The 13155-nt window shown below is 70.4% G+C and carries 13 protein-coding genes; 7 read left to right on the forward strand and 6 right to left on the reverse strand.

The window, feature by feature from the left end; genetic code table 11:
• Positions 1 to 206: 206 nt before the first annotated feature.
• The 3 genes from MD221_RS15280 to MD221_RS15290 form a co-directional block, all read right to left on the reverse strand.
• Complete coding sequence (locus MD221_RS15280; protein WP_242112777.1) at positions 207 to 353, reverse strand: hypothetical protein; 147 nt, start codon at positions 351 to 353, stop codon at positions 207 to 209.
• Positions 353 to 1012, reverse strand: a complete 660-nt coding sequence (locus tag MD221_RS15285; RefSeq protein WP_242112778.1) for an ankyrin repeat domain-containing protein — start codon at positions 1010 to 1012, stop codon at positions 353 to 355. Before MD221_RS15285 ends, MD221_RS15280 begins: the two co-directional genes overlap by 1 nt.
• A 141-nt stretch (positions 1013 to 1153) precedes the next feature.
• A complete protein-coding gene (locus tag MD221_RS15290; RefSeq protein WP_242112779.1) occupies positions 1154 to 2149 on the reverse strand; it encodes a Tle-like phospholipase domain-containing protein in 996 nt (331 codons plus the stop codon).
• 158 nt (positions 2150 to 2307) lie between these two features.
• Between MD221_RS15290 and MD221_RS15295 the strand changes: the two genes are divergently transcribed.
• Positions 2308 to 3846 carry a right-handed parallel beta-helix repeat-containing protein gene (locus tag MD221_RS15295; protein ID WP_242112780.1) on the forward strand — a complete coding sequence of 513 codons (1539 nt, stop codon included), beginning with the start codon at positions 2308 to 2310 and terminating at the stop codon, positions 3844 to 3846.
• Positions 3847 to 3867: 21 nt separating this feature from the next.
• Here the strand turns inward: MD221_RS15295 and MD221_RS15300 are convergent, their stop codons facing one another.
• Entirely contained in the window at positions 3868 to 4899 is a 1032-nt protein-coding gene (locus MD221_RS15300) for a hypothetical protein (protein ID WP_242112781.1), read from the reverse strand.
• Between the two features lie 125 nt (positions 4900 to 5024).
• Between MD221_RS15300 and ggt the strand changes: the two genes are divergently transcribed.
• The gene (gene ggt, locus MD221_RS15305; protein WP_242112783.1) at positions 5025 to 6731 is read left to right on the forward strand and encodes a gamma-glutamyltransferase; all 1707 of its coding nucleotides are present in this window, start codon (positions 5025 to 5027) and stop codon (positions 6729 to 6731) included.
• Positions 6732 to 6777: 46 nt separating this feature from the next.
• Complete coding sequence (locus MD221_RS15310) at positions 6778 to 7827, forward strand: hypothetical protein (protein ID WP_242112784.1); 1050 nt, start codon at positions 6778 to 6780, stop codon at positions 7825 to 7827.
• A gap of 110 nt (positions 7828 to 7937) precedes the next feature.
• Here the strand turns inward: MD221_RS15310 and MD221_RS15315 are convergent, their stop codons facing one another.
• Together MD221_RS15315 and MD221_RS15320 are read right to left on the reverse strand one after the other, a co-directional pair.
• A complete protein-coding gene (locus MD221_RS15315; RefSeq protein ID WP_242112785.1) occupies positions 7938 to 9425 on the reverse strand; it encodes an AAA family ATPase in 1488 nt (495 codons plus the stop codon).
• A gap of 204 nt (positions 9426 to 9629) precedes the next feature.
• Complete coding sequence (locus MD221_RS15320; protein WP_242112786.1) at positions 9630 to 10124, reverse strand: hypothetical protein; 495 nt, start codon at positions 10122 to 10124, stop codon at positions 9630 to 9632.
• Between the two features lie 148 nt (positions 10125 to 10272).
• Here MD221_RS15320 and MD221_RS15325 point away from each other — a divergent pair, with 148 nt between their 5' ends.
• From MD221_RS15325 to MD221_RS15340, 4 genes are all read left to right on the forward strand, one after another.
• Positions 10273 to 11118, forward strand: a complete 846-nt coding sequence (locus MD221_RS15325; protein ID WP_242112787.1) for an energy transducer TonB — start codon at positions 10273 to 10275, stop codon at positions 11116 to 11118.
• A gap of 176 nt (positions 11119 to 11294) precedes the next feature.
• Complete coding sequence (locus MD221_RS15330; RefSeq protein ID WP_242112788.1) at positions 11295 to 11921, forward strand: ParA family protein; 627 nt, start codon at positions 11295 to 11297, stop codon at positions 11919 to 11921.
• Positions 11922 to 12049: 128 nt separating this feature from the next.
• Positions 12050 to 12526 (forward strand): SixA phosphatase family protein, encoded by a 477-nt coding sequence (locus MD221_RS15335; RefSeq protein WP_242112789.1) that lies wholly within the window; start codon positions 12050 to 12052, stop codon positions 12524 to 12526.
• Positions 12523 to 13134 carry a YceI family protein gene (locus MD221_RS15340; RefSeq protein WP_242112790.1) on the forward strand — a complete coding sequence of 204 codons (612 nt, stop codon included), beginning with the start codon at positions 12523 to 12525 and terminating at the stop codon, positions 13132 to 13134. Before MD221_RS15335 ends, MD221_RS15340 begins: the two co-directional genes overlap by 4 nt.
• Positions 13135 to 13155 lie beyond the last annotated feature (21 nt).

Genomic DNA, 13155 nt, shown 5'->3' on the forward strand with positions numbered 1-13155 from the left:
GGCGGCAGATAGGGATCGATCGGGAAGCCCATGACGCGTCTCACGCTGGTTTGAGTTGATGGCGGCAGCATAGGCAGGCCGCCCGCAGTCTGAACAGCTAGGAGTAACCCTAGTGGTGCCTCCGCCATCGCGGGACCGTGGCGGGGCGCGCGGGCGGATTGTGACGCCCGGCCGGAATCGGGGCACGCCCCGGCGGGGCCCGAGGCTCAGGTCGGGCCGCGGTCGACGATGGCGGCGACGCGGCCGTCGCGGAAGGCGACGCTGCTGCGCCCCTCCAGCTCGATCACCGTGCCGGCGGGGAGGAGGACCGCCGGGCCGGAGTGGTGTTCGAAACGCACCCTGGGCGCGTTCATCAGCCCGCGCCCGCTTCCAGCGGAACATCGTGCGCGCGCAGCCAGGCGACCACCGTTTCGCGCGCCTGCCGGGCCTGCGCGGTGAGCGAGGCGGCCGGGGTCTTGAAGAAATACGGCTGGAAGGTGGCGCCCTGCGCGTTGCGCAGGTTCGGGCTGGCGCCCTGTTCGAGCAGCAGCAGCACGTGCTCGCCAGCGTTGATCATGGCGGCGGCGTGCAGCGGCGTATTGCCGCCGTGGTCGGCCAGGTCCGGGTCGGCGCCGCGCTGGAGCAGCAGGCGGAACTGGGCGTCGGTGCGCGGGCCGGTGGCGCCGGCCAGCGGCGTGGCGCCGGTGCGTTCGTGGCGGACGTTGGGATCGGCGCCGGCGGCGAGCAGCCGCTGCAGGTAGTCCGGGTCGTCGGCGATGGCGGCGCTGTGCACGACGGTGCTGCCGCCCAGGCCCGGCCGGTTGGGGTCGGCGCCGTTGTCGAGCAGGGCCTGCATGCCGTCGGCGTTTCGCGCGATCAGCGCGAACTGCAGCGGATTCACGCCGTCCTCGCCGCGCGCGTTGGGATCGGCGCCCTGGCGCACCTGTTCGCGCACCTGCGCCGCATCGCCGCGCGCGGCGGCGGCGGCAAGCGCGGCGGTCTGGGGGTCGTGGAAGGCCTTCTCGGCGTCCATGGCGTCTCCGCGGCAGGCAGTGCAGAGCAGTATGAGCGAAAGCGCGAGGGCGCGGAGCGGAACGAGGCGCATCGTCGGCGGAAGGCGCAAGGGGCAGGCGAGCGTAGCGCACGCGCGGCATCCGCGTGCGCTAGCGCCGCATCAACGCAGCCAGGGCTGCTGTTCCTGCAGCGCCTCGATCATGGTCGATTGCCGGTGCAGGTCGGCCACGCGCTCGGCCTTGTCCTTCAGGTACTCGGCGGTGCGCTTGCCCATCTCGATCGGATTCCAGGTCCACTCGGGCGCCTTGATCGGCGGCAGCGGATCCTTCAGCGTGATCTCGTGGCCCGGCGCGTCGGGCATGATGCTGCTCAGGCCCGGCGTGTCCTCCTGCGCGGCGGTGAGCGGGTCGCCGGCGACGTTGTAGCGGCGGATCAGTCCGTTCTCGGCCTGCTGCTTGGCCGTGCCGGGGTCCAGGCCCAGGCGCTGCATGGTCTTGTCGTGCACGCCGGAGGCGTCGAAGGTCACCGCCGGCACGCCGGTGGCCAGCGAGGCGATGGCGGCCAGGCCGCCGCCCAGCGAATGCCCGGTGATCACCAGGTTGCCGTCGCGGCCGAACGCGCTGTTGGAGACCAGCTGCGCCAGCTGCACCGCCTGGTCGTACTGCTCGGCGTCGAAGCCCAGGCCCTGCGGGAAGTTGGCGCCGGTCCAGTCCTTGGTTTCGTTCGAGCCGGAGTAGGCGAGCACGTAGCGGCCGTTGCCGTCGCTGTAGACGCCGGCGCGGAAGCCGGTTTCCGGCGTTTCCAGCAGCGCCGGATCGATGCCGGCGCTCTGCAGATCGGCATCGCTCACGCGGGTCCAGCCGTCGACCCGGGTGGTGCTCGGGTCGTAGGCGGCATTGGCCAGCTTCATCAGGTCCAGGTCGATCGGCTTGCTGTCCTGGCCGCGGACCTCGCTGGCGAAGCCAGGGCCGTCGGGACCGCCGGTCTTGGGCGCGAAATTGGCCTGCAGGCGCGCCAGATCGGGGTGATAGGACGGTTCGGGCAAGGTGCGCTGTGTCGACAGCGGTTCCCGAGGCGGCGGCGGTGGCGGCGGCGGGGGTGGCGGCGGAGGCGGCGACAGCAAGGTCAGCACGCGATCGATCGGTCCCAGCACCATGTCGAGTCCCCCGCAGAGTCAGGGTTCCGTTCTAAATCCGCCCCGCGGCCCGGGCAAGCTGGGGCTTGCCCTAGTCGGCCGAGATCATGACGTGGCCTCCGTGCGGCGCGCGGCATGATGCCCGGCGACCCCACCGCATCGGAGACAGGAGACCAGCCATGGATGCAGACCGCAGGAAAATGCTGATCGGCGTTTCGGGCGCGACCGGCGCGCTGCTCGCCGCCCATCCGCCGGCCGCGCAAAGCCAGACGACGATCTCCGCCGAGGAGGTCAGCTTCCTGCAGGCCGGCATGGGCGCCGTGCCGCGCACCGTGCAGGCCAAGTTGCGCGAGACGGTGAGCATCCGCGACTTCGGCGCAGTCATGGACGGGGTGACCGACGACTACGCGGCGATCGCGGCGGCGCTGGCCTCCGGCGCCAGGCGCGTTACGGTGCCGGGGCTGGGGACGGCCTACTACACGCGCACCGTCAATGTGCCCCCGGGGGTGGAGCTGATCGGCGAGGGCGGCACCTTGCGGGTGCCGCAGCGCATCAATGCCCTGAACCTGCTGGACGAGGCCACGGTGTCGGACCTGACCATCGACGGCACGCAGGTCGACGATGCGATCGGCGGCTCCGGCGTGATCCTGCTCGGCGACGGCTGCACCGTGCGCAACGTCACCTCGAAGAATTTCGGGTACCACGGTTTTGCTTCCGGCCCCGGCGGCGCCGACCGGGCGGTCATCCTGGGCTGTCGCGCCTTCAATTGCGGCCATCGCGGCATCAATCTCTCGGAAGGCAGCTGCTACAACCGGATCACCAACTTCGAGGCGCGCAACTGCAGGCGCGCGGGCCTCATCCTCGGCTACCTGTCCAATTTCAACGTCATCCAGGGGCTTTACATCGATGGTCACTCGGCCTCGGTCGGCGGCGCCGGGCTCTGGGCGCACATGAACAGCGACTACAACATCTTCGACGACATCGTCATCGGTCCGCAGGACACCACCGGCAACAAATGCCCGGCGCTGCTGCTGGGCGCGGGATGCGTGGGCAACAGCTTCTCGCGCATCAAGATCTTCGCGGCCGGCCTGCGCGGCATCCTGCTCTGGAACCAGGACGTGGACCATCCGGAACTCGGTACCTTCAACACGCCGCTCGCGGGGAACCGTTTCTCGGACATCTCGATCATCGGCACCGACGTCATCGAGGATTTGTCGAGCGGCATCGTGATGAATTCCGACGAAGGGCAGGTGGTGCAGAACAATATCTTCGATCGTGTCTATATCGACCGCTTCAAGGATGGTGTCCTCGATCAGGATGGGCTGACCAACGGCATCGAGTTCAGCAACTTCCGCTTCGGCGCCGGCATCGCCAACCGCCGGATGCGGGTGGGCAATCTCGCCAACCGCTACCGTACCGGCCGCCGCTTCAATTGCGCCGGGCTGACGGGCATGGGATCGCTGGCACTGGCCACGGCCGAATACGAAGCGCATCCGGCGGTGCCCGCCAGCAACGTGGAACTCGTCCAGCCATATCCCTTCCCGGTCATGATCTTCCTCTCCGGCCTGGCGGGAAGCACGGGCGTGAAGATCGACGGCGTCAACGTCAACAGCGTGCTGCACGACCTGGGCAACGGCACCTACACCCTGTTGCCGCAACAAACGATCACGCTGACGTATTCCTCGGGAACGCCGGCGTGGCGCTGGTTCGGCCTGTGACGCACCGAACGCGGCCGGCGATCAGTCGGGCTGGGTGCCGACCGGGAAGTCCGCCAGTTCGCTCAAGGGAATCCGTTCGATCCGCTGCGGGCCGTCGTGGCCGTCGTATTGGCTCGACCCGTTCTCGTAGGTCACCCACAGTTCGTCGCCGACGATGTTGATGCCCTGCGCCCAGCTGCCGAGCTTGCCGTTGTCGATGTTCTCACTCGCGCCGTCGGCGGTGAAGGTCTGCGGACTGCTTTCGATGGGCTGGTAGACCAGATGCCTGTCGCCGGTGCTGAACAGCAGGCCCTGGCCGTCGTTGACCACGGTCATGCCCTGCGCGCGGTCGGGCGCGGCGATCGGGCCGGAGGGATCGGTCAGGCGCCCGTCGGCGCCGATCTCGAAGCGCCAGACCGCGCCGGTCGTATCGGCGCCGTCCGCGTCCTTGTTGTAGGTACCGACATAGGCGTAATCCCCGTGCACGGTCATGAAGCTGGCGTTGGAGACGAAGTCGCTCCCTTCGGGCGCCTGCGGTTGCGGGATCACGTCCAGGGCCCGCACTTCCGCGCGGCCGGTTGCGGGATTCACCGGCGCGTTGTCGATCTGCGCGCGCGAGTAGAGATAGATGCCGTCGGTGTCGGCGACATAGACGGTATCGCCATGGGTCGCCACGCCGCCGCCGTGCGTGGGCGCCAGGAATTCGCTGTCGCCGCGCGGGCCGAGCAGGGCGACCGAGCGTTCGGTGTCGTTCCTGGTGTCCTGGATCGACAGCAGCACGCCGCGCTCGGTGAGATCCTCCTGCCGGTAGGGGATGTCGGTGGGCGGGAGATACTGGCTGTCGTCCACGTTGCCGAACAGCAGATCGCGGAGATTGAAGCGGTCGTGGTAGTAGTAGGTGGTCAGCAGTTCGCCGTTGCCCGTGTACGCCTGGCCCTGCGGCGTCCAGCCTTCCTCCAGGTGCACCAGCCCAGGCGTGATGTAGGCGTCCGACGGCGTGCTGCCGACGTTCGGCGTGTCGTACTGCGCCGGAAGGTAGGGAGAAGGCGCGCCGACGGGGCCGGGAACAGTCATGGGCGCTTGCTCGGAAGCCTGGACATGTCGGGATGGTAGGCAGCCGCGATCCCGGCGACACCTGGGGAAAACCCCGAGTCGGCAATACTGACGCCTCTTCAGGGCGCCGGACGAGGAGACCGTTCATGATTCGCATGTTGTTCATCAGCGGCCTGGCGCTGGCGCTCGCCCTCCCGTCGGCGGCCGCCGCAGACCGCGTCACCGGCCGGCCCTTCGCCACCCGCAGCGAGGTGTACGCCCCGCACGCGATGGCCGCGACCTCGCAGCCGCTGGCCACCCAGGTGGCGCTCGACACGATGAAAGCCGGCGGCAGCGCGCTGGATGCGGCCATCGCCGCCAATGCCGCGCTCGGGCTGATGGAGCCGACCGGCAACGGCATCGGCGGCGACCTGTTCGCCATCGTCTGGGACCCGAAGACGCGCAAGCTCTACGGCTACAACGGCTCCGGCCGCTCGCCGCGCGCGCTCACCCTGGCCGAGCTGCGCAGGCGCGGCCTGACCGAATTACCGCCGCACGGGCCGCTGCCGGTCAGCGTGCCGGGCGCGGTGGATGCCTGGTTCGCGCTGCACGAGCGCTTCGGCCGCCGCCCGATGCGCGAGAACCTGGCGCCGGCCATCCGCTACGCGCGCGAAGGCTTCCCGGTGAGCGAAGTGATCGCCTACTACTGGGGCCTGTCGGTGCCCAAGCTGTCGGCCTGGCCCGGGTTCAAGGAGCAGTTCACGCTCGATGGCCGCGCGCCGCGCACGGGCGAGACCTGGAGGAACCCCAACCTCGCCGACACCCTGCAGAAGATCGCCGACGGCGGGCGCGACGCGTTCTACAAGGGCGAGATCGCGCACGCGATCGACGCCTACTTCAAGGCCAACGAAGGTTACCTGCGCTACGAGGACCTGGCGTCGCACCGCGGCGAATGGGTCGAGCCGGTGGCGACGGACTACCGCGGCTACCAGGTCTGGGAACTGCCGCCCAACGGCCAGGGCATCGCCGCGCTGCAGATGCTCAACCTGCTGGAACCCTACGACCTCAAGCGCTACGGCTTCGGCAGTGCCGAGCACGTGCACCTGTTCGTGGAGGCCAAGAAGCTCGCCTTCGCCGATCGCGCCGCGCTCTACGCCGATCCGGATTTCTACAGGACGCCAGTGGCCAAGCTCGTTTCCAAGGCCTATGCGGCCGAGCGCGGCAAGGCGATCTCGCTGGAGAAGGCCGCACGCGTGGTGGCGCCCGGCGTACCCGCGCAGCTCGATCAGGGCGACACCATCTATCTCACCACCGCCGACGCCGACGGCATGATGGTCTCGCTGATCCAGTCCAACTATCGCGGCATGGGCAGCGGCATGGCGCCGCCGGGATTGGGCTTCGTCTTCCAGGATCGTGGCGAGATGTTCGTGCTGAAGGAAGGACACCCCAACAGCTATGCGCCGGGCAAGCGGCCCTTCCACACCATCATTCCCGCCTTCGTCACCAAGGACGGGAAACCGTGGCTGTCCTTCGGCGTGATGGGCGGAGCGATGCAGCCGCAGGGCCACGTGCAGATCCTGATGAACCTGATCGACTTCGGCATGAACCTGCAGGAGGCGGGCGATGCGCCGCGCATCCAGCACGACGGCGACGTCGAACCGACCGGACAGAATACGGCCATGCGCGACGGCGGCGAGGTCGACCTGGAAACCGGCTACCCCTACGAGACGGTGCGCGCGCTGATGCGCATGGGCCATAGCGTGCGCTTCGCCGACGGCCCCTACGGCGGCTACCAGGCGATCATGGTCAATCCGCAGGGCGGCTACATCGGCGCCAGCGAATCGCGCAAGGACGGGCAGGCCGCCGGGTATTGAGGCGCTGGCGTAGGATGGCGCCATTCCGGAACAGGGTGGAGTTCGCATGTCGCTGAAAGCTCTTCTATGGAGGTCCGGCACCGCCGCGTGCCTGCTGATCGCCGCGGGCACATCGTTGGCGCAGATGCCCGATTTCGAGGCGCAGGACCAGGACGAGGCCGGCCTCGCCGCCGCGGCGCGCTATCACCAGCGCCTGTCGGCGCAGCTGGCCGCCGGCGGCAGCGCGCGCGAGCTGGCGCTGGCGGCGGCGCTGCGCGGCAGGTTCGCGCAGGGCGAGGCGCAGGGCGACGCGCCGCAGACGGACGAGCCGTCGCAGGCCATCGCCGAGGACGACGACGCGCAGGCCTGGCGCCGCCGCGCCGCCGCGGCGCCGGGCCGCGACCTGCTCACCGACCTGCTGCTGCTCGGCGCCGGCGGCCAGCTGCGCCGCGAGGCCGCGACGCATTGGGCGACGGCCGAGCCGGACAACGCCGCGCCCTTGTTCCAAGAGGACCTGTCGGGCGATGCCTTGCTGGCGGCGCTGCGCGAGCGCAAGCGCTTCGACCTGCACTACCTGGAGACCGTGCGCTGGTTCGCCCGCGTCTATGCCCAGACGCCACCCGACGAGGAGGAGGCCGCGGCGATGTTCGATTCCCCGGCCGAGCGCGGCAGCTTCGCGATGAACGCCGCGATGGGCCTGTGGGGCGACATCGCGCGACCGCGCTTCCAGGCCCTGGTCGACGCCTGCCGCGGCGCGGCGCTGAATGCCACGCCCACGCGCGCGGCCGACTGCCGGCACGCCGCCGACGTGCTCGCCGGCGCCTCCGATACGGCCGTCGGGCGCGCGGTCGGCAGCGCGCTGCGCGTGGACACGGCACAGGACGACACCGCGCGCGCCGCGGCCGCCGAGGCGCGGCGCGGCGTCGACTGGCAGATGGTGCAGTGGGGACAGGCGGTGCGCGCGCAGCCGGACGAGGGCGCGGCGCAGCTGGCGCGGCTGCTGGCGGACGCCTCGGTGCACACCGAGATCGACCTGATCGCGCGCGTGCTGAAGGAGGCGAACATCCCCCTGCAGCCGCCGGCCGACTGGCAGCCGCCTCGCCGCCCGAGGCGCTAGCCAGGCTGGTCGTTTCCCGCGCAAGCGGGAAACCGGTGCCTTGCGTTGCCGATCGGATTCCGTCGGCGCTCCGCCCGCGCAGGCATGGGGCGGCGGCCGCGGGGATCGCCCTAGTCCGCCGGCACCGTACGCTCGCGCGCCCATTCGCGCAGCGCCCGCACCTGCTCGGCCATCAGCACCGACAGCGGCCGTGCCTGCTTGAGTTCGGCGCGCAGCTGGAATTCGCTCAGCGGCGCCGAGGCCGCGTGCGCGGCGTACAGCGCGGCCACGATGGCCTGCTCGATCTCCGCGCCGGAGAAGCCCTCGGCCGCCTGCGCCAGCGCCGGCAGGTCGAAGTCTTCCGGCGCCAGCGCGCGTCGGCGCAGGTGCAGGGCGAAGATTTCCTCGCGCGCGGCCGCGTCCGGCAGGTCGACGAAGAAGATCTCGTCGAAGCGGCCCTTGCGCAGCAGCTCCGGCTGCAGTTCCTGCACCTGGTTGGCGGTGGCCACCAGGAACACCTGCGACCTGCGCTCGGCCATCCAGGTGAGCAGATAGCCGAGCACGCGGCGCGACACGCCGCCGTCGCTGTCGCCCCCGTCGCCGGCCAGCCCCTTCTCGATCTCGTCGATCCACAGCACGCATGGCGCCAGCTGCTCGGTGGAGGCCAGCGCCTGGCGCAGGTTGCGCTCGGTCTCGCCGTGGTACTTGTCGTACAGCGTGCCGAAATCCAGCCGCACCAGCGGCACGCCGAAGCCGCCGGCCACCGCCTTGGCCAGCAGCGATTTGCCGCAGCCCTGCACGCCGAGCAGCAGCACGCCCTTGGGAGGATCGAGCCCGGGCGGCGCGTTGCCTTCCACGAACACCTTGCGGCGCTGCTCGATCCAGCGCTTCAGGCGCCGCGCGCCGGCCACGTCGGCGAAACGCGCGGTGTCGAACTCGTAGTGCAGGTGGCCGCTGCGGTTGAGCAGCTCGAACTTCAGCTTGGACAGCTCCGGCAGGTCGCCGGCGTTGAGCACTCCGTCGCGGAAGATCAGCTGGCGGGCGATGCGGCGCGCGTCGGTCAGGCTCAAGCCCTGCAGGTTGCGCACGATCTGCTTCACCGCCTCGGCGTCCACCTCCACCCGCTTGCCGCCGTTCTCGGCGGCGTAGCCGCGCGCCTCGTCCTGCACCATCTTCAGCAGCGCGTTGGCGTCGGGCAGGCGCGGCGCGAAGCGCGTGGCCAGCGTTTCCAGCTCGGCCGGCAGCTCGATCTTCTGCCCGACCAGCACCACGCAGTGCGGCATGCAGTCGCGTCGCTGCAGGATCTCGCGCAGCTGGCGCTGGGTGCCGGCATAGCCGAGGTAGGGGTGGAAATCCAGCAGCAGGTAGACCCCGCGCTGGGTGGCGTTGCGGATCGCCGACAGCGTGGCGCCGGCATCGGGCGCCGTGTCCGGCGGGTCCTCGCCGTCCAGGTCGATGCGGCGCAGCCCCTCGGTGATCGACCAGCGGTACAGCGCCCGCCACACGTGCAGCAGCGACTGCCGGAACAGGTCGACCACCCGCGCCTCGTCGGGCGTCTCGATCACGATCAACGGCGTGCCGGCGCGGATCAGCGCGGCGAGGTCCTGCAGTTCGCTCATGGGGCGGGCGGGGCGATCGTGGTCCTGGAAGCGCGGGGACGATAGCAGAAGGCGGGGCTGGCGGACGGTTCTCGCTCGGGCGCCGGAAGCGGCCGGGCGTCCTGGAGACGACCCCGCGCATGGCGGTGCCGCGGTGGGGCGTCGCCAATCGCGCGCGGGGCCGGGTCTCTGCCGCCGCCGGCAACGACGACGGCGGCCGTCTTTTCATCTACGCGTGGGATCAGGCGCCATACCGGATGCGCGCCCCGGATACCGCGTCTCATGGACGGAAATATTTGCGCTCGCGCGCTGATCGTTCCACCAGGCGTCGATCTCGGGCAGCATTTCCAGGCAGTGATCGACGGCGCTGACAGGCGTGTCGTAAATCTCCCCGAAGAGTCTTTGCCGCAAGGACAGACTCTCCTTGAACCTGATGCGGGATATGGGATGGACACGGCCCTGGACGATGGTGCCGCCGCTTTCGATGATCTCGGAAAACCCGCCGGCCGGCTCTATTGCGAGGTTGAGCATGAAACGCGGCAGTCCCAGCTTCTCCAGCTGCAGGATAATGACGTGCGTGGCCGTGCCGTGGGGACGCCTGAAGTCGTGAAAGATGCGGTTCCCGCCGATTTGGTCCGCGCCGGCGAAGCCGCGCGCCCGCAAAGCCGGCAACAGCTTGGCGGTCAGTTCGTTTCGCAGCTCCGCCCGTGGAGAGTTCATGGTGCCCGCTTATGTCCGAAGGCGCCTGGCGGCGCGGTTTGCGTGCGCTGCATTGCTGTCGACGCCCGCAAGGCCGGCCATGCTCCGGGTGCCCCCGAAGCGGGAGTATAGTCGCGCCGTTTTCGGGGAAAAACTTAGGGAGGAGATTATGCGCAAGCACCTGTGGATCCTGCTCGCCCTGTTGCCGCTGGCCTTCGCCGCGGGCGCGGCCAGCCGGGCGACGATTCTCAAGAACGCCGAACTGAGCACGGTGGTCACCGGGACGGTGGACATCGCGCCCGACGGCGGCGTGGCCGAGTACCGGCTCGACAAGCCGGAGGCGCTGACCCAGGCGGCCACGGACCTGGTCGGGCAGCACGTGCCCAAGTGGCGCTTCGAGCCGGTGCTGGTGGACGGCAAGCCGGCACGGGTGCGGGCCAAGATGTACCTGCGCCTGGCGATGCGGGCGATCGACGAGCAGAACCTGCGCCTGGAGATCCGCAGTGCGCATTTCGCCAGCCTGGACCCGGCTTCCGGCCAGGATGTGATCGGCAAGTCGATCACGCCGCCCAAATACCCGCCCAACGCCATCCGCAGCGGCTACGTGGGCGTGGTGTACCTGGTGATGCGGGTCGGCCGGGACGGCAAGGTCGAGGATGCGGTGGCCGAGCAGGTGAACCTGAAGTTCTACCGCGACCAGGCCTCGATGGACGCCGCGCGCAGGATGCTGTCCGAGGCGACGCTGGCGGCGGCGAAGAAGTGGAAGTTCACGGTGCCCGCGCAGGGCCCGGTCGCGGACCAGTCCTCATGGACGGTGCGCTTCCCGGTGGATTTCTCGCTGGGCGAGAGCAAGCCGACGCCCTACGGCAAGTGGGATCTGTACATTCCCGGGCCGCGGCAGGCGATCCCGTGGGAATCCCACCAGGCCGCGAGCGGCCCCGACGCCTCGCCGACCGGGGCGGTCACGCTGGCCGGTACCGGTCCGCGGCTGCTGACGCAGCTGGGCGAGAGCTGAGCCGAACAGCCGATCCGGTCCCGCCGCGCAGGCGCGCCCTGGCGGAGCACCCTCCCGCCAGGGCCGCAGAACTCGCATCGCGGCGGCCCGGGGCGGCCGCTGCGCCCCCGCCGCACGCCTGCCGCGACACCTCTGGTACGCTCCGGGTTCGTTTCCTTTGAGGTCGGGGGGTACGCATGAAGACGGTGCTGGTGGCCAGCTCCAAGGGCGGGGTCGGCAAGACCACCATCGCCACCCATCTGGCGGCGCAGTCGGCCCTGTCGGGGCTGAGCACGGTGCTGGTGGACGCCGATCCGCAGGCCTCCTCCACGCGCTGGGCCGAGCGGCGCGCCGGACTGCAGAGCGCCGTGCTGCCGATCGACGGCACCCGCCGCAGCTGGCACAAGGCGGTCCCCGAAGACGCGCAGCGCCTGGTCATCGACGCCGCGGCCGGGGCCATGCGCGACGACCTGGACTCGCACCTGGAGGCCGCCGACGCCGTGGTGGTGCCGGTGCAGCCCTCGGTGCTCGACATGGACGCCACGGTCCATTTCCTCAATTCGCTGGCCAAGCACCCGCGCGTGCGCAAGGGCCAGCTGCGTGTCGGCCTGGTCGGCAACCGCCTCAAGCCCTGGACCAACGCCTCGCAGCAGGCGCTCGACCTGCTCAAGCAATGGCCCTATCCGGTGGTGGCGCAGCTGCGCGACAGCCAGGCCTACGTGATGCTGACCGGGCTGGGCAAGAGCCTGTTCGATTACCAGTCCGCGCAGGTGCGCGACCACCAGGAAGACTGGCAGCCGCTGCTGCGCTGGCTGAAGAAATGACGACGCACGCGATGCGCGCGCCGTTCTAGAATGCCGCCGCGGGCACGCACGGAGCGCGCGCCCAGGCAGCTCACACGGCGGACGACCGCGCGCGGTCCCGACCCCCCAGCCACCGACCTGAATCCTTCATGCGCGAACTCATCCTGCTCCGCCACGCCCACGCCGAACCGGTCGCCCCGGGACAGACCGACCTCGACCGGCCGCTGTCGGTGGAAGGGATGGCGGAGGCGGAGGCGGCCGGGCGCTGGCTGCACGAACGCAAGCTGGTTCCCGACCGCGCGCTGTGCTCGCCCTCGCGGCGCACGCGCGAGACGCTGGAAGCGGTGCTGGCGGTGATCGGCTACGTCGACCAGCGCCTGGAACAGGACATCTACGAGGCCTCCTCCGGCGCCCTGGCGGCGCTGGCCGATGCCCATCGCGACGTCGACCGGCTGATGCTGGTCGGCCACAACCCGGGGCTGGAACGCCTCGCCGCGCTGATGCACAGCGGCCAGTCGGGCGACTACCGCGGCATGCCGCCGGCGGGCATCGTGGTGCTGACGCTGCCCGCGGAAGCCGAAATCGAGCCAGGGATCGCCACGCTCTCCGCTTTCTGGTGGCCATGAACGCGCCGCTGACGGCTTCCCGGCCGCATGGCGCCGGGAAGCGCGCGCATGCGCTGCGGGCGCTGGCGGTCCTGCCCTGCCTGCTGGGCGCGCTGGCGGCGCCGCCGGCGACGGCGGCGGCCATCGACACCGCCAAGTCGGACATCGGCTTCACCCTGCGCACGCGCTGGGGACAGGTGCTGGAGGGACGCTTCCCGCACTACAAGGGCGAGATCGCGGTGCTGCCCGACGGCCGCCAGCAGGTGCGGCTGGAGCTGTCCACGCGCGATGTGGAGATCGTCGGCAACAAGACCTACACCAAGCTCACCCGCGGCCGCGGCTTCTTCGACGCCGAGCATTTCCCGACGATCGAGTTCGTCTCCGAGCCGTTCCCGGCGCGGCTGATGCGCGAGGGCGGGGCGCTGCCGGGCGCGCTGCGCATCCGCGGCATGCGCCGCACCGAGACCTTCGAGGTCGAGCAGGCCGCCTGCCCGAAGCCGGCGCGGGAGTGCGACGTGATCGCGCGCGGCAGCATCGACCGCAACGATTACGGCGTCGACCGCTGGCGCTTCGCGCTGTCCGGCCGGGTGGTGTTCCGACTGCGCGTGCGCACGCTGCCCGAGTCATGAGCGGCGGCGCGCATGGAGAGG

The sequence above is a fragment of the Luteimonas aquatica genome (assembly GCF_022662575.1).
Lineage (GTDB): Bacteria > Pseudomonadota > Gammaproteobacteria > Xanthomonadales > Xanthomonadaceae > Luteimonas > Luteimonas aquatica.